Source organism: Frankia sp. AgB1.9 (genome assembly GCF_016786355.1).
Taxonomy (GTDB): domain Bacteria; phylum Actinomycetota; class Actinomycetes; order Frankiales; family Frankiaceae; genus Pseudofrankia.
Map to the genome: position 1 here is coordinate 1 of NZ_JADWYX010000014.1, position 21,261 is coordinate 21,261.

Annotated in this window: 25 protein-coding genes; 9 read left to right on the top strand and 16 right to left on the bottom strand. The window is 63.9% G+C overall.

Going from position 1 to position 21,261, the window contains the following annotated elements:
* Positions 1–63 precede the first annotated feature (63 nt).
* On the bottom strand, positions 64–357 hold the full coding sequence (locus I6A60_RS07120; RefSeq protein WP_203015673.1) for a hypothetical protein: 294 nt from the start codon (positions 355–357) through the stop codon (positions 64–66).
* Complete coding sequence (locus I6A60_RS07125; RefSeq protein WP_203015672.1) at positions 354–902, bottom strand: non-canonical purine NTP pyrophosphatase; 549 nt, start codon at positions 900–902, stop codon at positions 354–356. The genes I6A60_RS07120 and I6A60_RS07125 overlap by 4 nt, the downstream gene beginning before the upstream one ends.
* Before the next feature lie 201 nt (positions 903–1,103).
* Here I6A60_RS07125 and I6A60_RS07130 point away from each other — a divergent pair, with 201 nt between their 5' ends.
* The gene (locus tag I6A60_RS07130; protein WP_203015671.1) at positions 1,104–1,700 is read left to right on the top strand and encodes a class IV adenylate cyclase; all 597 of its coding nucleotides are present in this window, start codon (positions 1,104–1,106) and stop codon (positions 1,698–1,700) included.
* Between the two features lie 194 nt (positions 1,701–1,894).
* Positions 1,895–2,401, top strand: a complete 507-nt coding sequence (locus I6A60_RS07135; protein WP_203015666.1) for a hypothetical protein — start codon at positions 1,895–1,897, stop codon at positions 2,399–2,401.
* A 2-nt stretch (positions 2,402–2,403) separates the two neighbouring features.
* Here I6A60_RS07135 and I6A60_RS07140 read toward each other — a convergent pair whose 3' ends face one another.
* The 11 genes from I6A60_RS07140 to I6A60_RS07190 form a co-directional block, all read right to left on the bottom strand.
* Complete coding sequence (locus I6A60_RS07140) at positions 2,404–2,724, bottom strand: hypothetical protein (RefSeq protein ID WP_238434941.1); 321 nt, start codon at positions 2,722–2,724, stop codon at positions 2,404–2,406.
* Positions 2,721–4,187: a B12-binding domain-containing radical SAM protein gene (locus I6A60_RS07145; protein ID WP_238434942.1), complete on the bottom strand. Its 1,467-nt coding sequence runs from the start codon at positions 4,185–4,187 to the stop codon at positions 2,721–2,723. The genes I6A60_RS07140 and I6A60_RS07145 overlap by 4 nt, the downstream gene beginning before the upstream one ends.
* Positions 4,171–4,977 (bottom strand): hypothetical protein, encoded by an 807-nt coding sequence (locus I6A60_RS07150; RefSeq protein WP_203015665.1) that lies wholly within the window; start codon positions 4,975–4,977, stop codon positions 4,171–4,173. The genes I6A60_RS07145 and I6A60_RS07150 overlap by 17 nt, the downstream gene beginning before the upstream one ends.
* A gap of 47 nt (positions 4,978–5,024) precedes the next feature.
* A complete protein-coding gene (locus I6A60_RS07155; protein ID WP_203015664.1) occupies positions 5,025–5,630 on the bottom strand; it encodes an ATP-binding protein in 606 nt (201 codons plus the stop codon).
* Entirely contained in the window at positions 5,627–6,010 is a 384-nt protein-coding gene (locus I6A60_RS07160) for a recombinase family protein (RefSeq protein WP_203015663.1), read from the bottom strand. Before I6A60_RS07160 ends, I6A60_RS07155 begins: the two co-directional genes overlap by 4 nt.
* 140 nt (positions 6,011–6,150) lie before the next feature.
* On the bottom strand, positions 6,151–6,807 hold the full coding sequence (gene tmk, locus I6A60_RS07165; protein ID WP_203015661.1) for a dTMP kinase: 657 nt from the start codon (positions 6,805–6,807) through the stop codon (positions 6,151–6,153).
* On the bottom strand, positions 6,782–7,369 hold the full coding sequence (locus I6A60_RS07170; RefSeq protein WP_203015660.1) for a 3'-5' exonuclease: 588 nt from the start codon (positions 7,367–7,369) through the stop codon (positions 6,782–6,784). Before I6A60_RS07170 ends, tmk begins: the two co-directional genes overlap by 26 nt.
* Positions 7,366–8,475 carry a radical SAM protein gene (locus I6A60_RS07175; protein WP_238434943.1) on the bottom strand — a complete coding sequence of 370 codons (1,110 nt, stop codon included), beginning with the start codon at positions 8,473–8,475 and terminating at the stop codon, positions 7,366–7,368. Before I6A60_RS07175 ends, I6A60_RS07170 begins: the two co-directional genes overlap by 4 nt.
* Before the next feature lie 181 nt (positions 8,476–8,656).
* The gene (locus tag I6A60_RS07180) at positions 8,657–9,574 is read right to left on the bottom strand and encodes a helix-turn-helix transcriptional regulator (RefSeq protein ID WP_307873563.1); all 918 of its coding nucleotides are present in this window, start codon (positions 9,572–9,574) and stop codon (positions 8,657–8,659) included.
* Positions 9,522–10,034, bottom strand: coding sequence for a DUF6879 family protein (locus I6A60_RS07185; protein WP_374113433.1), 513 nt, complete (start codon positions 10,032–10,034; stop codon positions 9,522–9,524). The genes I6A60_RS07180 and I6A60_RS07185 overlap by 53 nt, the downstream gene beginning before the upstream one ends.
* Positions 10,031–10,246 carry a hypothetical protein gene (locus I6A60_RS07190; protein WP_203015675.1) on the bottom strand — a complete coding sequence of 72 codons (216 nt, stop codon included), beginning with the start codon at positions 10,244–10,246 and terminating at the stop codon, positions 10,031–10,033. Before I6A60_RS07190 ends, I6A60_RS07185 begins: the two co-directional genes overlap by 4 nt.
* A 395-nt stretch (positions 10,247–10,641) precedes the next feature.
* Between I6A60_RS07190 and I6A60_RS07195 the strand changes: the two genes are divergently transcribed.
* Positions 10,642–11,157, top strand: coding sequence for a hypothetical protein (locus I6A60_RS07195; RefSeq protein WP_203015659.1), 516 nt, complete (start codon positions 10,642–10,644; stop codon positions 11,155–11,157).
* Positions 11,158–11,229: 72 nt separating this feature from the next.
* Positions 11,230–11,568: a DUF6176 family protein gene (locus I6A60_RS07200; RefSeq protein WP_203015658.1), complete on the top strand. Its 339-nt coding sequence runs from the start codon at positions 11,230–11,232 to the stop codon at positions 11,566–11,568.
* 45 nt (positions 11,569–11,613) lie between these two features.
* Here I6A60_RS07200 and I6A60_RS07205 read toward each other — a convergent pair whose 3' ends face one another.
* Positions 11,614–12,147, bottom strand: coding sequence for a hypothetical protein (locus I6A60_RS07205; RefSeq protein ID WP_203015657.1), 534 nt, complete (start codon positions 12,145–12,147; stop codon positions 11,614–11,616).
* A 511-nt stretch (positions 12,148–12,658) separates the two neighbouring features.
* Here I6A60_RS07205 and I6A60_RS07210 point away from each other — a divergent pair.
* Entirely contained in the window at positions 12,659–14,632 is a 1,974-nt protein-coding gene (locus tag I6A60_RS07210; protein ID WP_203015656.1) for an ATP-dependent endonuclease, read from the top strand.
* A complete protein-coding gene (locus I6A60_RS07215; protein WP_203015655.1) occupies positions 14,632–16,383 on the top strand; it encodes a UvrD-helicase domain-containing protein in 1,752 nt (583 codons plus the stop codon). Before I6A60_RS07210 ends, I6A60_RS07215 begins: the two co-directional genes overlap by 1 nt.
* Before the next feature lie 141 nt (positions 16,384–16,524).
* On the opposite strand, the gene I6A60_RS07220 is transcribed toward I6A60_RS07215, so the two are convergent.
* Positions 16,525–17,301: a hypothetical protein gene (locus tag I6A60_RS07220; RefSeq protein WP_203015654.1), complete on the bottom strand. Its 777-nt coding sequence runs from the start codon at positions 17,299–17,301 to the stop codon at positions 16,525–16,527.
* Between the two features lie 259 nt (positions 17,302–17,560).
* Here I6A60_RS07220 and I6A60_RS07225 point away from each other — a divergent pair, with 259 nt between their 5' ends.
* A complete protein-coding gene (locus tag I6A60_RS07225) occupies positions 17,561–18,184 on the top strand; it encodes a hypothetical protein (RefSeq protein WP_203015653.1) in 624 nt (207 codons plus the stop codon).
* A gap of 452 nt (positions 18,185–18,636) precedes the next feature.
* Here the strand turns inward: I6A60_RS07225 and I6A60_RS07230 are convergent, their stop codons facing one another.
* Complete coding sequence (locus tag I6A60_RS07230; RefSeq protein WP_203015651.1) at positions 18,637–19,107, bottom strand: DUF2637 domain-containing protein; 471 nt, start codon at positions 19,105–19,107, stop codon at positions 18,637–18,639.
* A gap of 219 nt (positions 19,108–19,326) precedes the next feature.
* Between I6A60_RS07230 and I6A60_RS07235 the strand changes: the two genes are divergently transcribed.
* Both I6A60_RS07235 and I6A60_RS07240 read left to right on the top strand, forming a co-directional pair.
* Positions 19,327–19,572, top strand: a complete 246-nt coding sequence (locus tag I6A60_RS07235) for a hypothetical protein (RefSeq protein WP_203015649.1) — start codon at positions 19,327–19,329, stop codon at positions 19,570–19,572.
* 16 nt (positions 19,573–19,588) lie between these two features.
* Positions 19,589–21,127 carry a recombinase family protein gene (locus I6A60_RS07240; protein WP_203015647.1) on the top strand — a complete coding sequence of 513 codons (1,539 nt, stop codon included), beginning with the start codon at positions 19,589–19,591 and terminating at the stop codon, positions 21,125–21,127.
* Positions 21,128–21,261 lie beyond the last annotated feature (134 nt).

Below are 21,261 nucleotides of genomic sequence, written 5' to 3' on the forward strand. Positions count from 1 at the left end.
GGACAAAATAAGACCACAATTATAAATGATCTTCTCCATCGCGATGCGGAAAACAGCGCCTTGTCACCCGAGGGGTAATCGAAAGACGAAGGCATGAGCAGCGATTCCGTGATCGAGGATGATCTTGTTTGCGATCAGGCTCACTCGCGCTCTTCCCAAGGTGCTGTCGCTCATCGGCATCAGGTGTCCCTCCGACACCAAGAGATCATCTAAGTCGTAGGTGCGATCAAATAGATGGAACCTGATTCGACGGTCGTGAAAAGTGCTCGAAAGGTGAACCATCAGCTCCTTGCGGTTGTCCTCATCGACTGGTTTGTCGAAGAATACGATCAAGTGATAGCCGCGCGGAGTAGTCATAGGGAGCGTCGAAGCCTAAGGATTGCCTCGTAATCGCTTCCGGTGGTCCGGTACTTGTCCCATTCGGCCTCGGACAACTGCGCGAGAGTGCAGGGTGAGAAATGGTCACTCACATACAGCTGCGAGAGGGGCCAGTCGCGAGTGTGGAGACCACGCGGCTCATCTAATATATGGCCCTTCTCGATCGCCCTCTCAAAGTGCCTGGTATAACCATCAAAGTAGGCCAGATCGGTAATGAACTTCACAGTGCGATCGGTCTGCCCCTCTGCTATGCGCAGGAGTGCCTCGACGCTAAATTTATGCAGAGTAGTGGCCCGCAAGGACCTACGGGGGCCTGCATGCCCCCGTAGAATTAAGGTCTTCTCGTGCACAAGTACGGGATGTCCGGGCAATAAGACTTTTGCGCGCTCCAGCTTGGCCTGGATAATCCTTCGGCCATCGCTGACGTGCGGAGGCGTGAGTCGATGCGTGACCTGTACGAGGTGAATCTGGAACGAGGACAGGAAATCCTGATACTCCTCGTATAGACGGGTGTCGGTCGTCATGAAGTAAATTATAGAGCCATCTTTCATCGGTCCCTTCTTCTTTAATGCCATACACATCCATGTGTATGGCTTACATTTATATATACACATGGATGTGTATGGCGCAAGAGCAATTTTTCGCCTGGGGCGGCGAGATCATGGCCGATTTTGTCGTGTAATATCTGAGTGCCAATATCCGATATCCGACTTGGGAGTCCCACAGTGCGTGAGGTTGAGGTCAAGTTCGAGGTAGTGGACCTGGATGCGCTGCTCGTGGCGCTCAAATCTCGCTACGTCGAGCTGGGAGATTTGGTCTTTCAAGACGACCAGGCGTTTGCCCCGCTCGGCTGGTCCTTCGGCGACAGCAAGCTCGGGGTGTCGTTCCTGCGTCTGCGGACGGTGAACGGTCGCCACTGGTTCGCGTTGAAGCAGCCGGGCGTGAACGCTCAGGACTGCTTGGAGTACGAGACGGAGGTCGCGGACCGCCGGCAGATGCACGAGGCAATCTTGCGCATGGGCTACTGGGCCACCGTGCGCGTGGCGAAGTCTCGGCGGACCGGCCGGCACGGCGAAGTGTCGCTGTGCCTGGATGAAGTCGAAGGCGTCGGGACCTTCCTAGAGCTGGAGCGGATGGTGCCCGACGACGAGCCGGCCACCGCCGTCCAAGACGAGCTGGCGGCCTTCGTTGCGTCGCTGGGGATCGACGCCGTGCGTACCAGTGAGACGTACGACTCCTTGGTACGGGCTGCTCAGGAGGAGGCGGTGCGGGTGCCGTCCAGTCGAGAGAGCACAGAAGCGGTGAGCACACCGGCCACCTGACCACGTTCGGTGCTCGGAGGCCTACGCCTGGGTCCCGTCTGTTGCTACGAAGGCCCGCACGAGGGGTGTCGTGCGACTGATGAGAAATGGCTAGAAGATGGAGCATGAACGCTACTTAGGCAACGCTATTTAGGTATTGCATTTCTAGTCAATTAGCATGAAGCTATATGTGCAAGTAAGCAAGGATCGCCGAAATGAGCCCTTCACCGAAATTCCCCGGGATCGAAACCGACATCATTGTATGGGTCAAGACCGGCAGGAAAGATCTTGAAAGACTCCATCGAGCCGAGATCGCTAAGCTTCAAGCGCGTGCGAGTATTGAGCTTGGTCTCTTGGCGGCTGAGTCAGTTCTTGAGCGGTTCGAGTCTTGTTTCCCGGAGGATGACCTTCCGCGGAAGGCACTCGGCGCGGCTAGGGCCTGTCTGGACGATCCGAGCGCGGCTCATGCCAGAGCTGCAATAAAACTAGCGGATGATGTTTTCAATTCTGGTCCGGGTTACTCCGATGGTGATTGGTTTGCGGCGCGAGCAGCAAATGCTATTGGCTTTGCTGTCTCCGCTGCGGCTTCCATCGATGGCCAAGTGAATTCCAAATTGGATGTCGACTTCGCCATCTACTGTGCCGCTCTGGACCACAGTTCGTTGTGGCTTGATGCCGCTGGACGCCAAGTTAACTTCATGAAGGAAGAGCTAGGTGTATAACATCACTCCAGAGAATGTGGCCCGCTAAGCGGTATTGTCGAAGATGAGGATGAAGATAGCGGGATATCTAACATCGCCTTAAGAGACGAGTTGGCTGCTATATTCATGTCGGGCCGGTCGGCCGCCACCAGGCAGGCGAGGCCGAGGCTGCGGTAGTCGTCGGTGCCGAAGCGGGCCAGGCTTCCGAGCGTGCTGACCGTCGGTTCCTTCGTGGCGAGCACGGGCAGACCCCGTCCAGCGAGCTGTCGGGCCAGGGCTGCCGTAACGGTGCTCTTGCCGATGCCGCTGGGTTCGTCGATGGCGAGGAAGAAACCGGTGCTCATCGGCGGATGGCGGATCGCTCGTGCTGCTCGCGGGACAGCGCCACCAGGGCAGCCCGCACCTCGTCCACGGTGGCTTCGCCGAACTGGAGATTCACCGAGAAGTTGAACTCATCCCGGCCGCGCATCGCCTCGTCGAGGCCGCCGCCTGTGAGGTCGACGGCGGTGTAGGCCAGCAGTTCCGCCGGCTCGTAGCGGCCGGTGGCCAGAAGGCGGTCCCACTCTGGGGTGCCGGGGTAGGGACGGAACTCGAAGACGGAAGCCCGGAAGTCTCCGGGCTGGCCATCGGCCACCTCCCATAGCTCCCGGACGTGGCGGACGGTGGCCGCCAGCTCCTCCCGCGTCTCGGTGGGGAAGCCGAGGATGAAGTAGCCCTTCACCGAGATGCCGCGCTCGGTGAGGCGGCGGACCACGGAGCGGGTCATGTCGGGGCTGATCCGCTTGCCCATGTACCCAAGGAGCCGCTCGCTGCCGGACTCCACGCCGAGCGCCACTTCCCGCAGTCCGTTGGCGGCCAGCCGGTCCAGTAGGGCGTCTTCGGCCCGGTGGAGGATGTTGATACGGCCGGTGGCGTCCCAGACGTAGCGGTTGCCGATGCCGTGAGCGGTTAAGGCTTCCATGCAGCGGCGGATGAACCGCTCGTACCCGAGGAAGAGATCGTCAACGAACCGGAAGGCGGTCACGCCGTAGGCGGCGTACAGCGCCTCCATCTCGGCGATGATGCTTCCCGGTGCGCGGGTGCGGATGGTGACGTCCGGGTTGGCGCTGACGGCGGCGCCGCAGAAGGAACAGTCGTACGGGCAGCCGCGGGCACCAACCATGTTGGCCTCGATGCGGCCGTCTGACGCTTGGTACGGGTCGCCGGCGAGGAAGCGGCGGTCCACGAACGGCAGCCGGTCGACATCGGGCGCCAGGTGGAAGCCGGTACCGGGTCGGCCGCCGGTCACTGGACGGCGCAGGACCGGATCAAGCCACATCACGCCGGGCAAGTCGGCGCGGGAGCGCTTGTCTCCCAGTAGCTCAGCGACGCGAGTTTCGCCTTCGCCGAGCACCAGGGCCTCAAGGGCCGCGAAGCGGGAGTCGGTGATGATGGCCTCGGGCATGGCCTTGGCCTGGTGGCCGCCGACCATGACGCAGATGCCCGGGTCCAGGCCGGCGGCGATCTGGGCGCTCACCTCGTAGGTGGGGGCCAGGAGGTTGAAGCCGGCCCATCGCGGCCCGAGGCGGCTCACGAGTTCGGAAGTCTCTTTGACGCCCAGCCCCAGGGCTTCGGAGTCCAGCACCCCGACGTTGAAGCCCTGGGCGCTCGCGTAGGTGGCGATATAGGCCATGCCCAGAACCGGCAACGTGAAGTCGTTCACCCGGGGCCGCAGGCCGTAATCGCGCAAAGGGGCGTTAATGAATATGGCGTCGAGGGGGCGGCTTAGGTCGGCGCCGCGGACGGCGGCGTCATCCGATGTCTCCATGACGTGATCCCCAAGCAAGTGTCAAAAGCGTGAGGGCGGAAAGGTGCTCGCCGGCCAGGTGCCGCCACTGGGTGCCAAAGGCGCGCTCGTTGTGAAACCAGTGGTGTGCGGGGGCAGCCCGTCCCGCCCAGGTACGCACGGCCAGATCGACGTAGGGGTAGAGACCCCAGTCATTCGTGTAGTCAGCGACCGCCGCGCCTGCGGTCCACGGGCCGATGCGCCGCACGCTCTGGAGTTCGTCGACGAGAGCGGGCCAGGAAAGGCGGTCCCAGGTGGCACCGTGCTCCAGATAGGCCGTAGCGGCAGCGCTAAGCGCCGGGCGTTTGAAGGCAAGGCCCAGTTCCGTGAACTGCACGTCGGTCAGACCGAGGATCGCCTCGGCCGAGGGAAACAGCCCGTAGAAACTGCCATCTGGGAGCGCGACCTGCTCGCCGTGGGTCGCGCACAGAAGCCGGTAGAGCTTCTTGGACTGCCCCGCGCGGATGACCTGGCGCAGGATGGCCGTGCCCAGTGCCTCCCACAGGGACGGGTTGCGCAGGCGCCCGACCTGCCCGAGGTCCGCGAGCTGCTTCGCCAGCTCCGGCACGTCCCCGGCGGCGCCGTCCGCCAGGCCGAAGACGTCGGCCGCCGGCTCCACGTCGCTTGCGCCCAGCGCGGTGAGCGTGAGGACGTCGCCGCTGACTTCCGCCAGAACCGGACCGCCCGGGAGCGACAGGACGCGGCGTACGCCCGTATCGGTTGGCAGCCAAGCGGGGTATTCGGTCATCCAGCGGTCTGCGGCGAGCGGCATAGGAAGAACCTTCGGCGAGGGGGCGTGTGCGGACGAGAAAAGCGGCGCTATTGTCTCATGGCGTCACCCTGGGGCAATCGGGTGTCAAGGGCCAGTAGGCCGTCGAGGACCCGCCGGAGCACTACCAAATCACCGAAATAGAACGAGTCTGTGCGGGCCACAGTCGCCTGGCGGCGTGGCAACGGCGCTATTGGTGCGTCGACTGGCGTGGCTTCCGGCGCCGCGATCTGGCACCAGGTGACTTTTCCTTGGCCGGTCGGCGAGGGATAATAGGCGGCGGCCAGGCTCAGGGCTTCGACAATGCGGAGACCTCGGCCGCCCTCGTCCTCAGGAGACAGGGCCTGGAGCCTGGGCGGCTTTGGATTGCGGTCCCAAACCTCGATAACGAGGCTTTCGGCCGCCCAGCTGATGCGCATAGCCACGACGGCACGTGGGCGTGGGTCGAGTACGGCGGTGGCCTGGACCGCGTTGGTTAGGAGTTCCGAAACGAGAAGGATTGTGGTGCCCCGAAGATCCGCGAGTCCCCAGCTCTGGAGGAGCTGGTCGGCCGCGCGCCGGGCCAGTGCCGGGGCTGTGGTGGTGGCCGGAAACTGACGGACGCCCACGCGCAGGTTGGCGGTGGGCTGCGGCGCCTCCGCAGTGGGGATGTTCATGCCGGCCTCTGGAGGGGGATGACCGGCGCAGCCTGGGGATTGGTGGCGCCGATCCTGCTGGGGTGCGCCGTGGTGGTCAACAGCTCGGCGCCGAGGATCTCAATCTGCACCTCGATCGCCCGGCGGACGGCCGGCAAAGAGGAGAGGTGATCGAGGTCTGCCACCAGGACGCCCGCGGCTTCGGACCGGATGACGGCGTCGAGCAGCACCGTGAGGCCCGGCCGGATGATCCGCCCCGGCGGCATGCTGCGGTCCACGAAGATTTCCGCCAGGGTCAGGCCCTCGGCGCTGGCGTGCTGGGTGAGTTGGTCGTGGAGTCGTTCGATTTCGGCCTCGTCGGCGTACTCGGAGCTGATGTAGCCGTAGACGGTCCGAGGCATGGTTTGTCCTCCTTCGCGGTGTGTTGGGCAGGCGAGACCGGCGGCGGGTCTCTTCGACGCCCCGCGTGGGGCGCCGTCCAGCACCGCCGGTCCCGCGTCTTGAGGGGCCGAGCGCAGTGCTCGGCCGTTTTGGTGCGGCGCTACGCCGGCGTCTCGATGACGGGCGCGGCGAAGAAGGCCATGAGGCGGTCGCGGATGACCTCGGCCAGGCGCTCCGGCGGCCGGGCGCCGCAGTCGACGCGCAGGACGTCGAACCCGGCCTGGATCAACCGCTCCGTGGCCTGGCGGTAGAAGTGGGCCTCGGCGTGGCTGGAACCCGGGGCGAGCTGGAACCGGTTGTGCGCGCCCCGCTCCACCAAGCGGCGGCCGATGATCTCAGGGTCCGCCTCGAGGATGACGCAGAGGTCGGGCCGGGCGGCCTCGGCGTTGAGCGCCCAGAGGAAGGCCGGGTCCAGGCCGTCGAAGCGCTGCATGACCAGTCCCGACGGCACGTAGCGATCGGAGATGACGGCTTGCCCCAACTCCAGATGCGGCCTGATCTCCGTCTCGACGTGGTGGTAGCGGTCGGCGGCGTAGAGGCAGGCCAGGGCGTGTCCCGTGACGGTCTCGGTCAGCTCGCGGGCCAACACCCCAATGGGGCCGGTGGAAGGTTCGGCGGTGATGTGGACGTCTTCGCCGGCGGCCACGAGCAGCTGGGCCAGATGCCGCACGAGGGTCGACTTACCGGCCCCGCTGGGTCCGTCGATGCTGATGAACAGCCCGCGACGGTGGTCAGAAAAGGGTCGCAGGCGGGTCATCGTCGCCTCCAGGGGGAAGGTCGCGGAGTGCGTCGAGGTCGAGCGAGCCACCGTCGGGGTGCACGGCCAGAAGGGTGAACAGCCGCGCCGTGACGAGGGCGTCGTAGCCGGCCCGGTGGGGCCTCTGCTCCAGGCCCTCGGCCAAGTCGAAGGCCGCAACCAACGAGCCGAGGCGGTAGCTGAGTCGCTCCGGCCGAAGCCGCCGGGCGAGCTTCAGCGTGTCGAAGATTTCCGTTGGTTCCCAGCCGGGAAGGTTGCGCCGGAGTACGCCGAGGTCGACGGAGGCGTTGTGTGCCACGAAGGCGACCCCTTCGAGGCAGCTGCGGATCTCCTTCTCGACGTCCGCGAAGACGGGCGCGGCAGCCACGGCCTCATTGGTGATGCCGTGGATGCGGCGGGCGAAGCCGGTGATCGGGCGCTCGGGCCGCAGGAGCCAGGCGGTCGGCTCCCCAACCACGCCGGCGGTGATGGGTACGACCGCCAGCTCCACAAGGTCGGGCGGCTGGTGGCCATTGCCCTCGACGTCAACGACGGCATACTCCAGGCTCGTCCAAGCGGTCATGAGGTGACAGGCTCCTTCCACCCGATCTCGGCGCGGCCGTGCCGTCCGGCGTAATGAGGATGGCGTAGATCGTGGATCTGGAAGCGGAGGGCATGTTGGAGGAAGTAGCGCGGCTGCTCGTGGGGGAGACCGGCAACCACCGCGGCGCGGTCGGTGATGTCGAGGACCTCCAGGCCACCCGCGTCTGGCACCGTGCTGGCCAGAGCTACCAGTTGCTCCGCGCTCGGGACCTGGTGGGCATCCCGACACCGACGCATCTGCCCGACCGGGCAGATGTCGCACAGCTCGCGGACGCCATAGTGGCCGTTGTAGTCGGGTAGCCCGTGGACGTAGGACACCGCGCACGAGGTCTTGCGGAACACCTCGGCATGGTCAGCCAGCGCCTCCAGCACCCGCCGCTCCAGCGTCTCGGGCACCACCTTGCGCCGGGCAGTGGCCGTGTACGGCTCGGGCAAGCCGCTGTCCCGGTAGTAGGCGGCGATCTCATCCCGGTAAAACAGGCCGGTGAAGACGGTGGCGTCGGCGTGCTGGGACAGGTCGGCGGCACGGGCCAGGTGCTCGTCGGTGTCGTTCAGACCAGGCACCAGCGGGCGCCAGTAGAAAATCGTGCGGTAGCGGCGGGGCCGGACAGCCGTTGCCAGCCGCAGCGAGGCCGCCGCCACCTCGGACGGGTACGGCTCGATGCGCCGGTCCTCGATGCCGGAGTAGGTAAACAGCACGGTCAGCTTGATGGAGTCCAGCCGGTTCAGCCGCTCGCAGTCCTCGGCCCGTAGCTGGTGGCGGGTTATCACCAGCACGTGGTTGGTGAGCCCCAATGCGTCGAGGTCTTCGAGCACGGCGAAGGTGTGCGGCCGGACGGCCGGCAGGAACGGCTCCGTCGCGCGGTTGAAAAGCTGGATCGGTGTGAGCCCCGGCCGGAAGTAGGGATGCTCCACGAGACGGGCCACCGCTTCGGCGTCGCTCATCAGGGCCCGCGGTTGACGTTCGTCCCATAGGCCGTACGTGTGGCGGATGCAGTAGGCACAGTCCAGGGGACAGCCCTGGATGTGGTTCAGGCTCAGCCCGCTCTTGCGGTACTCGACGACCTCGCGCGCTCGCGGTGGCAAGCGTTCGATCTGTCCCGCACTCAAAAGCGGGACGAAAGTGTGCACCCGGCGGCCCTCCAAACCTCCCCAAGCGGGTCAGCGTGACTCGCTTGCGTCGGAGAGTAAGGCGCGCGTACCACAGAAAACCAGAATGTTTCTTGAGGTTGCTCGAAACTAATGGACGAGACCACAGCCGGCGAAACTAGACGCCACTCTCGATCTCGGCGGCCAGGTCGTCCAAAGCTCGGGTGATGATGGCGCGGGCCGCGCTGCCGTAGCTGGCGACAGCGGCCAACTGCTCGAAGATGGAGCCGTAGAACTCGATCTCCTGGGGCTGGGCGAGGTTCAGCTCGGCCGAGAAGGTCTCGACCATGACGCGCTCCTGGTCCAGCAGCCAGAAGCCGTGGGCCGGGGCCACCACGTACTGGGTGCCGAAGCCGATGACGCCGAGGCGCACGTTGCGCATGGCGGACAGGGCAACAAGCCGGTCCAGCTGGGCCGCCATGATCTCGGGTGAACACAGCCGGTAACGCAGGGTGGCTTCGGTGATGACGAAGTGGAAGCGCTTGTCGGAGCGGTAGAGCATCTCTTGCCGCTGGACGCGCACCCGGACGGCCTCGTCGATGTCGTTCGGGACCTTGAAGACGGTAATGCTCTGGGCGAAGCGGGCGCGGGCGTACTCCGCCGTCTGGAGGATGCCCGGGATGACGACCGGCTCGAAGGCGCGGAACAGCCGGGTCCGGGCGTCGAGATCGGCGATCTCGTCCTGGTGGGGGCGCAGGCCGGCGGACAGTTGCCGGCTCCACTCGGCGTGCTGCAACTCCAGGGTGTGCAGCGACGCCAGAAGCGCCTCGGCCTCAGCCGCGGCGCCGGTGAGCTGGGACCAGGTGTGGATGTCGCCGTCGGTAGGGGTCTGCCGACCGTTCTCCACCTTCGACACCTTGGAAGCTGGCCAGGCTGCGGCCTCCGCGAGCTGCCGGCCGGTCAGTCCGGCGATGGTGCGCAGCTCGCGGAGCCGCAGGCCCAGAGCACGGCGGGCTTCCTGCACGCTCGTCGTGCCGGCTGATCTAGGAGTGGGCAAAGTCATCCCGTCGTACGGCGTGATGCCACGCTGCGTCACGCCAGTAGCTGTGCTCGACCACGGTGGCGGGGTCGGTGATGACCTCGCCCCCGAGGAAGTGGCCGTCGTCGGTCAGGTGCACCCGCACGAGCTTGCGGGAGTCGAACAGCCAGTAGTCGTAGTTGGGGAGGTCGGTGGCCTGCTCGCGGGTCAGGTAGCGGATCTCCTCGCCCGCTTCTCCGGTGTAGCCGGAGCAGAAGATCCCGAAGCGGGAGTAGTCGGACAGGGGCAGGCTGACCACCCGCACCCGCGTGAAGCGCCGTCCCTCGGCGGTGGCGGCTCGGATCATGCTCAACCAGTTACCGAACCAGCCCATCTCCACGTCCTCGCCCGCCCTGAACTGGGCGAGCGCCGTGGCTTCGTTGGCGGAGTAGTAGTACTCCAGCGTCTCCAGCCGGAAGGCGGTGTGCTCGAAGGTGCGGAAGAGCTGGCCAAACTCCGGGCCGACGAGCAGGCTCAGCGCTCCTCCTCGGGGCGGTCGTTGGCCGCGAAGCGCAGCAGCTGCTTGGGAATCTCCACGAAGGTCTCGCCGTCGAGGACGTCGCGCAGGCCGGCCAGTGCCTCCGGGTCCGTGACTTTCCAACCTTGGATGACGAAGGTGTCACGGTCCGTGGCGTACATGGTGGGGCAGTGCCCCTCTTGGGAGTCCGTGCCGAGGAACGTCAGGCGCATGGGATCTTCCTCCTCGAACGTGCGCGAAAGGTTCGCATCCATCGTTGGGCATGAGGTGGGGGCCGGTCAAGCGAGGCGGCGCTGCGGTGGCCTGCGCTACCCCGGGGCCGTTGGCTGTGCGCCAGGGTTCGATGACGGAGGCTCTCGGCGCGAAATGAAACTGTCGACCAGGCATTCCTGTAAAAACTATTGCCAAACAATGAGGCCTGTGTTTATCTATTGGCATCACCCTTAGGGTGACGGGTGTGAATTTGAGGGTCAAAACGCCTCTTGTGTTGCTCATTGGTCTGAAGTCGCAGGCTTCAATTTCCAGACTGGTGAGCAGCACAGCAGTGCTGCACCCTCAACGCACCGGAGGTGCATTGATGTCGCGGTCAGTCGTCTCAACGATCGGCGTGGACGTTGCCCCCTTCCACAGCGAGCTGCTGGCGATGATCGACGCGGAGGACTTCACCGGCGTCAAGCGCAAGGTCTTCACCGACCTCGCCAAGCAGGGTGTCGTCCCGAGCGACGAGTTCCTGGACGAAGGCGTCCTGGCGCTCAAGCAGTACTACGTCGTCGCGCTCCTCGACCCGACCAACCGGCACGCGGTCTCGGACGTGATCGACCCGTTCTGGCACGCGCACATCCTCCACACGAAGCCGTACATCGACTTCTGTGACAGGGTGTTCGGCCAGTACATCCAGCACGAACCGCTCGACCACAGCGACGCGGCGATGCTGCGGCGGGTGTCCATCCTGTACTCGTACACGGCGGGCATCTACCAGCGGATGTTCTCGTACGTCAACCCCGAGTTCTACCCGCTGGCGGTTCCGGACGCGCGCCTGATGTGCACGCACACCGAGGTGTGGCGTCCCGACATCCGGGACCAGGCCATCTTCCCGCGTGACGAGGAGCTGGCCAAGGTCTGACCTGCGGCGCAACGCCGCAACCGGCGGCGGGGGCTCTGCCCCCGCCGCCTCACCACCTAATGCAATCATGAAATGAAGAACCCTGGCTCTTACGCCCTCTACAAAGTGAAGAAAGGCAAGCTCGATCAATGGCTCGCATGGTGCGAGACGGTCGACACGAGTCGGCGACAGGAAGCGGCAGCGACCCTCGACGAGGAAGGCTTGGAGTATGAGTTCTTCACTACATTCAAACTATCGAACGGCTGGTATGCCATGGGCGCCTCGATCAACGATAGCTCGAAGGGCGGTGGTGAGGTTGACCGCGCGCGGCCCATTAATCGTGAGCACGCCTTCCAGAAGAGAGACTGTCTGGAGCCCGTCCACCGCGGAGACTTTTCCTATTTCCTGGCGGCCGACGAGCGGGCTACCTAGATCGTAACGAACATCCGAAGCCTACCTCGCCCGAGTTTCGTCGGGCTATTTTTGTAGCCGCTCGGCGCCGTCCGGGAAGAGTTCGGCGACCACCAGATGCGAGGTGCGAAGCGCGCCGTCGCTCATAGCAAAGGTCATCGCCGGCTGGTGGCCGCCGTGTACTAGCTTGTTTCGCAGCTGCCGCCCCGCGTCGAGCACGTCGGCGGTGTCCGGTTCGATGAGCCCTTCCTGCATCGCAGTACGGATCAAGCCATGAAGCGATGCAGTCTTCTCCAGGCGCAGTTTCAGCGCCGCTTCCACTGCGAAGATCGACCAGGCGACCGCTGACGCCGCGAGTTCGTAGGCGTAGAAGGCCAGCGCGAACTGCTCCCGGGACAGTTTGAGGAGGCTCGCCGGACCCGCTGGCGTCGCGACGGTCACGGGCCAAGTGGCGGCGTGGTCATGGAGCTTGCGGTAAGTCATGGGCAGAGGCAGGCCCGATGCGTCGAAGTCGCCGCCGAAGTGGACCATCCGCAGATCCGGCTCTGGCCCAGCCAACTCGCCGAGGTCGGCATCTGGCGGTACCCACAGACTCGTCATGGGCATGTCCTTCCTGGTGGCCGTCCGCCCGCCGCGTGCGAACTAATCAAAATATCAGCGTCCCGGGACACCATGCCGCGTAGCGCTACCCGCAGCCGGCCCGCCCTCCTGCATTCCAAAACGGAGCGTTGGGGCCCGCATAGCTGAAGACTCGGTATTGCGATGGCCCAATCGTGGCGCAGATCGGTATCACGAGGTCTGGATCGATGCGCGAGTGGTAGGTCGCCACGATGTGCTCCGCCGCAAGTGAGTTTGGGACCGTGCGACGGAGCCATACGCTCGCTGCCAAGGACAGCATCTGTTGGTGTCGACGTCGACGTCGATGCTGGACATCCCGCTTCGAGGTGCGTCGCGGCGACACGCCGAGTACGCCTGAGTTGAGTCCGAGTGGCAGTGCCCCGCTACAGTGAGTCCCCGTTGTCGCGTTTGCCCCTCGCTGGGAAGCGCCAACGGGCGATCTTGACCTCCACCTGATGCAAGATCAAAATTGAACTGTTAACGGGGACCGGAGATGGCCGTATCAACACCTGAACGTGCGCTGCCTGGAGACGGTGAGGTGTCGCCGACCCGGCAGTCGATGTACCTGGAGAGCCTCACGCTGCGCAACTTCCGCTCGTGCCTAGACACGACGGTCACATTCCAGCAGTCGCTGACGCTCATCGTCGGCGAGAACAACTCAGGCAAGTCCAACATCATCGAAGGCCTGCGCCTCGCCACGCCGCCGCTGAGCGGCCGTGTGACGCGCTACTTCGAGGCCGACGGTGACCCGTCCTTCGGTAGCCGTGACGATGTTGAGCTGACCACGTGCCTCGCCGGCCTGAGTGACGCACAAGAGGGCCTGTACCACGCGGTCGTCGACCATGCCAACGGCCGCCTTACCTACACCAGTCGCTACCGGGCGCAGGAAGGTCTTCCGCAGCGCGACCGACGGGTGCAACTGGTCGGCAAGTCGCCGAGTTCGGACCCAGAGCCGCACCTCCGAGACCGGATCAACCACGTCTACCTGGAACCGCTCCGTGACGCTCAGCGGGAGTTGGACTCGGCCAGGGGCAGCCGCCTGTCTCACATCATCAAGTACCTCGTCGAGGAGAAGCACCGAGAGGAGTTCCTCGCGGAGGCAGAGAAAAGCTTCGAGGAGCTCGCGAAGCTTGAGATGGTCACGAAGCCCAGGAGGGACATCCGGGACCACGTTGACCGCTTGACGACGCCGATCCGTCGGCACGATGTGGATCTGGCCTTCGAGTCGCCACCAAAGCTGGAGTACCTCGCCCGCGGCCTTCGTCTGAAGATGGCGGAGCATGGGCTGGAACCGGCCGACATCGCCGACTCCGGACTGGGCTACGCCAACTTGGTCTTCATGGCCTCGGTCATCTTGGAGTTGGAGCACGCCAAAGGCTCAGAGCTAACGCTGTTCCTCGTCGAGGAGCCAGAGGCGCACCTACACCCCCAACTCCAGGCCGTGCTGCTCGACTACCTCCGGGAGAAGGCGGACGAGTCGATCGGCAACGACGCCGCGAAGCCGGCCGGGCGCATCCAGGTGATCGCCACCACGCACTCGCCGAACCTGGCGAGCGCTGTCGGTACGAAGAACATCGTGGCCCTGCGGACGAAGCGTGAATTGGTGCCGCTGGCCTCGCCGACGGACGACGGTAAGCCGATCCGGCGCGCCACGACCGCAGCACTGCCTCTGGCCGACGTCAACCTCAAGCCTGACGAGCGCCGGAAGATCGACCAATACCTGGACGTCACCCGTTCGGAGCTCTTGTTCACCTCGCGAGTGACCTTGGTGGAGGGCATCGCCGAGGCGGTGCTGCTTCCGGCGCTCGCAAAAGCCTGCGTCTACGTCGCCGCTGACCCGAGTAGTGAGGAGCAGGTGGCCGCAGCCAAGGCGGACTTGAGTCGGTTCCGAGCGTCCTCCATCATCAACGTCGGCAGCGTGGACTTCGCGCCCTACATCAAACTGTTGCTCTGGTCGCCCGGAGACCGCGTCCGTCTGGTGGACAGGCTAGTCGTGATCACGGACGGCGATCCGCCCCTACCGGAATTGCCGGTGCCACAGAGGTCCGTGGACGACGGGTCGTCGTCGGACGAGGACGACCAAGACGAAGCTGACGAGGAGCCGACGGCTACCAACCGCAAGGCTGACCTCGATGCAATCGCTGCGGCGCTTGGTGCGAGCGATGTCCTTCATGTGGCTGAGGCCAGGTACACCTTGGAGGCGGATCTCCTGGAGCCGGTGGGGACGAACGGGCCGGTACTGGGTGCTGCCTTCCTCAAACAACGGCCGCGCTCGCGGGCGAAGTGGCGGGGTTTCGTCGACAGCGATGCGCCGGCGAAGGCGCTTTACATCGCGTTGCGCAACAAGAAGACGAAGCTGATCAGCAAGGGCGAGTTCGCCCATGACCTGGCGGCCCTCATCGCCCTGGACTTCACCTGCCCGCCGTACCTCGCCCGAGCGATCACCGAAGCGATCAAAGTCGTCTGATGCCGGCGACCCCGATCAAGCCAGGCTTCGACCCAAGCCCAGCCCAGCGTTTGCTGATCGAGACACCGGGCAGCCAGGTGGTGCGGGCATGTCCAGGAGCCGGCAAGACTCAGAGCGTCGCGGAGCGGTTCTGGAACCGGCCTGGTCTTGAGAACGACCGCCGCGGGGTGGCGCTCCTGTCCTTCACCAACGCGGCGATCGCGGCGGCCGAGGCGCGCTGCCGCGACCACCCTGACCTGCTGAGAGCCCCGAACTTCCTCGGCACGATCGACCGGTTCATCAACCGCTACATCGTTGGCCCCCTCCGTACCGCTGAGCGCGGCGAGCCCCCGACCTTCGTGAATACCTGGGACGCCCTGCCCGAGTCGGAGTACGGGGCCCGCGCTGACTGGCAGTTGCGCCTGAACCTCGCCTGGTTCTCCTTCGCCCTGGACGGCACGCCCACGCTGGACCGGGTCCCGGGTGACCTCAAGGATCGGGTCCTCAGGCGTGCCGCGCCGATCATGGCCAGCGTCCTCGCAGATGCGAAGACCAGGTGGTGGTCCCTAACCACCCGACGGGGCTACGTCGACTGCGAGTTGGCCCGTCACCTCATGCGCTCCTACTTCGCCAACCGGAGCCACAGGGAGCGGTTGAAGCGGCAGATGGCCCACCGCTTCGGCGAGGTCATCATCGATGAGTACCAGGATTCCAGCGACGACGACGCCTATCTCATCCGCTTTCTGAAGTGGTGCGACCTCAGCATCGTCATGGTGGGCGACGTAGACCAGGCGATCTATGGCTTCCGCCAGGACACGCCCGCCGACCTGGACGCCTTGGCGAACCTCGTGAAGGCTGGGAAGCCGCTGGACGGCAACTTCCGCAGCACGCCTGCCATCTGCGAGCTGGTGGACAGCCTGCGCCATGGGCCTCGCACTGATGTGGCGTGCGGGCGGTGGCAAGACGACAGCCGCCCCGTCTACGTCCTGAGGACCAACCGGCCGCCAGAGGCCGCCGGGAAGATCACGGATCTGGCCGCTCGGCACGGCTTCATGCCCGATCAGATCGTGGTGCTCTCCCATGGCGGCAACGACGCGCGCACCTACGCCGGCGCGGCCAAACCACCTGAGCCGACTTCGGCAGGCGTCGAGCGCCTCGCTCAGGCAGCAGCGACCATCTGCGATGGCCGAGCGGAGCCGCGGGCTCGCGTCCAGGCCATGGCCGCCTTCGAGAACATCATGTGCAGCCTCGGGAAAGACGGTCTGGGCGACCTCCCCAAGGACGACTTCCTCGTACTCTGCGACCTGAACCCGCGGCAGTTCCGCACGGGCTGCCTGCGGCTTGCTCGGTGCGCAGCGCCCTATGAAATGACACCACGGGAGTACCGCGCGGCGATCAAGAGCGGCGTGGCCGGGCTTGGGTGGGACACGCTGTTCCCGAACATCCTGAGGAAGCTGCGTGTGACGAAGGGCGTCGGATGGCAGCACGCGCCCGCCTCGGATATCTCGGCGGCGCTGGCGTGGCGCACCGTCCACGGCTACAAGGGCTTGCAGTCACCTGCGGTCGCCGTCGTGATCCCGAAGCCGAGCGGTGGCGGGCTTCAGGAGGGCGTGTCCCACTGGGAGGACCAGAAGGACAGCGAGGCCCGACGCGTGCTGTACGTTGCCGCCTCGCGGGCGGAGCAACTCCTCATGCTGGTGGTGGACAACAGCCAGTTTGCGACCGTAGTCGAGATCCTGAAGCGAGACGACGTCCCCTACGAGGAGGCGTAGTCCAGCGAATTGGCTTCAACCTGAAAGCTTTGGCAAAGCTGAAGCCCTCGGGTTGAGCCTCCAAGGCCCAACCGACTTGCGGTGGGCCTTGGAGGACGGTTCGGGGGGGTATGGCCGGGCTGCGCGATCCCGACCTGGGGCTCACGACCGCCTGGCGTAGACGAGCAGCGCCGGCTGCGGCCCGGTCTCCTCGATGAGCCGGGTATTCTCGATCACCGAAGCGGGTGTGGTGCCTGGAGCGGCGAACATCATCAGGTAGGTGATGAGGCAGAGCGCCGCGGATTGGACGGCCTGTTCGATGTCTTCAGGATCAACGGACACGCTCGTCTCGTCCCGGCGAAACACGGTGACGGACTTCGGCGACCTGAAAGTGAACTGCGCCGAGACCGGCTCGTCTCCTCGCTCGCTCAGCCACATCTGGATCAAGACAACGGCGATGAGCGCCGCCTGTTGGTCGAACTTCGGCCTGATCCGCTCGGCCAGTGTGTTGAACCGTTCGCTGGTCTGTAGCAGCGTCGGCTCCGTCGCGATCATCAGCCGGAAGTCCCGGATGTGCTCAATGGCTGCTCCGCTCGGCGTTGCCAGGAGGGCTGTCAGGTCGGGGTAGCGGTGCAGTACCTCCTCCAGTTCGTCGTCGCTGCTGGCCTGGAGGTAGGCTCCGACCCCTTCCATGAGGTTCTCGAACCTGGCGTTCACCGCCGCGGATACAGCGTCGTCCGGACCAGGGCTGCTCATGATGACCCCTCTCATCTGTCGGGGGAGGCCTTTTCCGTCCCCCGCGCCAACCGTGAAACGGATGGGCTGACGCGGAGGCAGAAGCTGTCGACATCGGAAGACGGGTATCTTGTAGCCAGTCAAAGGCCGCTCGATCTTGATCGTATAGTCGGAATAGGCCTCCGGCGCTCCATCCTTGATCATAAACGTTTTGCTTACCGCTTAGAAGACGATGTCAGCCTCAGGCGGTCTCCTTCGGTCTTAGCCGTTGCTTGCAGGTGCGATCTCGCGCTAATCGTGTAGCCCAAGCTTCTACCGTTGACCTGTAACGCTGAAGGATTCTTATGCTTGCAAAATATGATGAAATTGTTCATAGTAATTGTCTCAGGCCGGCCCCTTGTATTGGTGACCAAGGGGCTGGCCTGACAATTCGTGTCGGGCCATGTGAGGAGAGGACCGAAACATGGCCAGCGAAACACCCGGTCTGGACCGCCTCGTTGAGAGGATGATGCAGGCACTCTCGCGCGGTGTGGCTGGCGTCGAAGAGCCGCCGGAGACGTTGGTTCGCGCTGAGGGCGCCGAGGCGACTGCGGCCTTTCTGCGCATGGCTGATCCGGAGCGCACAAGCGAACTGATCATGAAGATGATCTGCGCAATGGACAGCATCGACAACCCCGATGAGGTGATTGACTTCAAGGCCCAGTTTGACAGGATCACGCTCCATCAGTGGGAATCCGGGCTCCAGGAAGACGCCACATCTCATCTGGCATGGCTCCTTCACGCCGTGTATCAGGGGGTGTTGCAGACGTCGACGGCGCTCTTCTCTGCCTACCTTCCAGACGAGGCGGGCGCAGTCTTCGCGGATCTATGGCGCATCGCTTCGCGTCCTGAGACGTTCGAGGACGGCGGCCTCTACCATGAACTATCGCGCATACCCGATGGTCTGCGGGATGCCCTCTCGCTCCTCGTGTCATCCGTGGCCGTCCGGCTCCTCATGAGTCGGAATGGCCGGGAAGTGACTCTCAAGTGGGCGGAGGCCGCCGCGCAGATCCCGCCGGCGCGTGAGGAAGATAGGGGCGCGAGCTAGAGGCCCGAAGGGCCTTCGCACCGCAGCTGAAGAGTCGATGGCCGGGACTGGCCCGCTAACGCAACAAGCGTTGGCGGGCCATTTCCATGCCCAGGCTTGGCTACCAGTATCGATACTGCACCCAATTCCGGTGGGCTGTCGCCCAGCTTTTGTAGCGATCGAGTGCGTACGAGTCGCATCACCGTATCTGTGTGGCCGGGTTGCTTCGCCAGTAGGCTCCGGCGGCCACCATCTTGATGGCCGGGGTGGATTAGCATAGACCATAGCCGATCTTTGGCAAGGTCTCAAACCGCCGCGGCTCGTAGGAAACGCGGGCAGCCTTGGGGCCGGTGAAGCAGTCGACGTTGCAGCGTTTGCGGGCTCGTTCTCCATCCTTCCTGCGGCATGGGTCAGAGCGACGAGGAGGAGGACACACGTAGCGCAGTGCCAGAGCCGCAGGATAGTCAGGCGGCTCATGAGCGGCGGGTCGGCCGCTTGGGAGTCGGTGTCGGCTTGGCCTCGGGCTTGGGCGTGTCCTGGCGGCCGATGGGCACACGGTTAGCCCGGACGGCGGCCCTACGCAGCTCCTCGAACGCCATCTCTACCGTGGCCATCAAAGCCGCCGGTGGGACAAGGGCAACGGCCCAAGCTCCGAGATGATGGGGTGCCTGGGCAATGTTGAAGGCCAGTGAGGCTAGGGCAGCGATGATGAGCACTGCCTGGGCCATACGGGCTTTCTCGCCATGTACTGAACGCTCCAGCCATTTGGCTGAGGCCATGAGAATCGGCAGGTCCACAAGCGGCGGGATGGCAAAAGCCCAGCCGCTTTGCACGGTGCCGGACCGCTCGGCGAAGAGGCGAATGGAGTCGTAGGAGACCGCGAAGGCAAGCGTGCCGACTGCGCCCATGAGGGCGATGGTGATGATTGCAATGGTTCGTCGCATGCCAACAACGCTGCCAGCTGATAAGCGGTTGGGCAGGTAGCACTCTGGCAAGGTGGCGGTTCGGAACTGCCAAACCGCGATCTAGCGATGCGCTCTGGCCAGCCAAGGCTTGCTACTTATGACCCGTACCGTTGACTGGATTCGTGAGCAGCTAGCTAAAGCCCCAACGCTGACGACAGAGAAGTGGCAGCGTATCGCCCGCATCCTTGGTGGCCGCCGATGAACGACGAACTCAAGTGGCTAAGGCTTCAGCTCCAGCGCGAGGCAACAGGAGACCCAAGACTTATACAGGTCGCTCAATCACTTGCGCGCATAACGGCCGAGGTCCTAGATCTCCTCGACGAAGCCGCGGACCTTGCTCACTACGCAGGCGATGATGTGGTGGCCGCCGTCGAGGAAGTAAGGAAACAGGCTAAGTCGGTGCTGCGAGCAACGGCACTTATAGTTGCCTGGTTTGATCAATAGGCGCATAAGTGATCATGTGGACCTTAACAATGGTGCGGTACAGCGCGCCCATCTGGGAGACCTTACCGGCCTCAACTTTGCTGCCCTTGTCCGTCTGTCATTCGAGGTTGATCCCCAGAAGCTAGAAGAACTCAAGGTGAAGGTTCTGGCTGATCTGGATATCAATAACCGTGAGGTGCAGCTAGAAGACTGTGAGACGTACATCCGTAGCCGCGGGGGCACGCTCATCTACTACTATGATGAGCCCAACTCCTCGGCATGGAAGAAGCGCAAGGTCAAACTACCTGATGGCACAGTTGGCTATCGGGTTATTCGGCCCATCTTTGATGGTGTCCTCGAAGACCTCAAGCGTGGACTAACGCCAAACGGCAAGAGGCTCGATGGCCTGGTAGTGGCCGACTTCGACCGGCTCACCCGCGACCAGCGCCATCTAGAAGATGCCATCGACGTGGTTATGCAGTTCGGACGTCCCATCATCGATATCACCGGGACGCTCGACCTGCTAACTGACAGCGGTCGAGACATGGCCCGCATCATGGTGACTATCAAATCTCGGCAGTCGGCCGACACCTCGAAGCGGGTACGCACGAAGCACCGAGTAATGGCAGAGCACGGCAGGAAGGTGAACGGGCCACGGGCATTCGGCTGGCTAGAAGACGGCATAAGGCTTCATCCTGTGGAGGCTCCGATACTTCATAAGGCAGTCGACGATCTGCTAGCCGGTGTGAATTCCACCCGTATTTTCAGGGGATGGAACAAGGCGGGAGTCAAAACCACTAAGGGCAACCTGTGGGTTCGTGCATCGTTCGTGAAGATCATGACGAATCCGCGACTGGCGGGCTGGCGCATCTACCAAGGGCGCATAGCTACGGATAAAGATAACCGCCCGGTGAAAGCTCCTAGCGAGCCGTTGGTGTCCAACGAAGCCTGGCTAGCGGTCTGCGAGATACTCAAGCCTAAGACCGAATCTCATGACCCCAGGCGTCGTCGGGTCTATCTACTGTCCGGCATACTCAGATGCGGCAAGTGTGGGCAGAAGCTCTATGGTTCTAAGTCGACAAGCTACGCGTGCGGCTACATGTACTGGTGCGTCGATGATCGAACACACATTGAATGCTCGGGCGTCTACGGCGCAGGTAGGCCGATAGACGACTTGGTGACTGAGCTTGTGCTCGCCTATCTAGCCGATCATCGCGTGTCTCTAGGTGAGAAGGTGTGGCCGGGAAATGGTGAGCTCGCGTCACTTGAGACACGTATAGGCGAGCTGATGGCCGCCTACAGGGCCGGTGAACTAACAGCCGCGCTCGTCTTCCCTAACGTGCGAGAACTGGAAGAGCGAAGAAGCGCACTCATCGAAGATCGAGGATTGTGGGTACAGGCTCGCGCTGGAACACCTCGTGTTACCAACGTAGTTGCCGAGTGGCCAAAGCTTGAGATCGAGCAGCGCCGCGTGATTATCGAGACGGTTATCAGTGCCATTGTTCTCAAACCGCCGACTCTTACGGGCACCCGTAGCTTCGACCCGAGAAGACTAGAGGTAGTCTGGCTTAGCTGAACCACAAACCTTTTTCCGCAAGTCTCAAGAAGATTTGGCCACAAATCACCTTCGTGACGTCACGAAGGTGATTGCCCCTGCCGGCTACACGCTGGCGGGGGCAAGATCGTTTGAGTACCCATGTTGATGTATGT

Bases quoted from the DNA above. Each gene is read 5' to 3' on its own strand.
- I6A60_RS07120 (WP_203015673.1), bottom strand. From the start codon at position 357: ATGACTACTCCGCGCGGCTATCACTTGATCGTATTCTTCGACAAACCA.
- I6A60_RS07125 (WP_203015672.1), bottom strand. From the start codon at position 902: ATGACGACCGACACCCGTCTATACGAGGAGTATCAGGATTTCCTGTCC.
- I6A60_RS07135 (WP_203015666.1), top strand. From the start codon at position 1,895: ATGAGCCCTTCACCGAAATTCCCCGGGATCGAAACCGACATCATTGTA.
- I6A60_RS07140 (WP_238434941.1), bottom strand. From the start codon at position 2,724: ATGAGCACCGGTTTCTTCCTCGCCATCGACGAACCCAGCGGCATCGGC.
- I6A60_RS07145 (WP_238434942.1), bottom strand. From the start codon at position 4,187: ATGGAGACATCGGATGACGCCGCCGTCCGCGGCGCCGACCTAAGCCGC.
- I6A60_RS07150 (WP_203015665.1), bottom strand. From the start codon at position 4,977: ATGCCGCTCGCCGCAGACCGCTGGATGACCGAATACCCCGCTTGGCTG.
- I6A60_RS07155 (WP_203015664.1), bottom strand. From the start codon at position 5,630: ATGAACATCCCCACTGCGGAGGCGCCGCAGCCCACCGCCAACCTGCGC.
- I6A60_RS07160 (WP_203015663.1), bottom strand. From the start codon at position 6,010: ATGCCTCGGACCGTCTACGGCTACATCAGCTCCGAGTACGCCGACGAG.
- tmk (WP_203015661.1), bottom strand. From the start codon at position 6,807: ATGACCCGCCTGCGACCCTTTTCTGACCACCGTCGCGGGCTGTTCATC.
- I6A60_RS07170 (WP_203015660.1), bottom strand. From the start codon at position 7,369: ATGACCGCTTGGACGAGCCTGGAGTATGCCGTCGTTGACGTCGAGGGC.
- I6A60_RS07190 (WP_203015675.1), bottom strand. From the start codon at position 10,246: ATGCGCCTGACGTTCCTCGGCACGGACTCCCAAGAGGGGCACTGCCCC.
- I6A60_RS07200 (WP_203015658.1), top strand. From the start codon at position 11,230: ATGAAGAACCCTGGCTCTTACGCCCTCTACAAAGTGAAGAAAGGCAAG.
- I6A60_RS07205 (WP_203015657.1), bottom strand. From the start codon at position 12,147: ATGACGAGTCTGTGGGTACCGCCAGATGCCGACCTCGGCGAGTTGGCT.
- I6A60_RS07210 (WP_203015656.1), top strand. From the start codon at position 12,659: ATGGCCGTATCAACACCTGAACGTGCGCTGCCTGGAGACGGTGAGGTG.
- I6A60_RS07215 (WP_203015655.1), top strand. From the start codon at position 14,632: ATGCCGGCGACCCCGATCAAGCCAGGCTTCGACCCAAGCCCAGCCCAG.
- I6A60_RS07220 (WP_203015654.1), bottom strand. From the start codon at position 17,301: ATGATCAAGGATGGAGCGCCGGAGGCCTATTCCGACTATACGATCAAG.
- I6A60_RS07225 (WP_203015653.1), top strand. From the start codon at position 17,561: ATGGCCAGCGAAACACCCGGTCTGGACCGCCTCGTTGAGAGGATGATG.
- I6A60_RS07230 (WP_203015651.1), bottom strand. From the start codon at position 19,107: ATGCGACGAACCATTGCAATCATCACCATCGCCCTCATGGGCGCAGTC.
- I6A60_RS07235 (WP_203015649.1), top strand. From the start codon at position 19,327: ATGAACGACGAACTCAAGTGGCTAAGGCTTCAGCTCCAGCGCGAGGCA.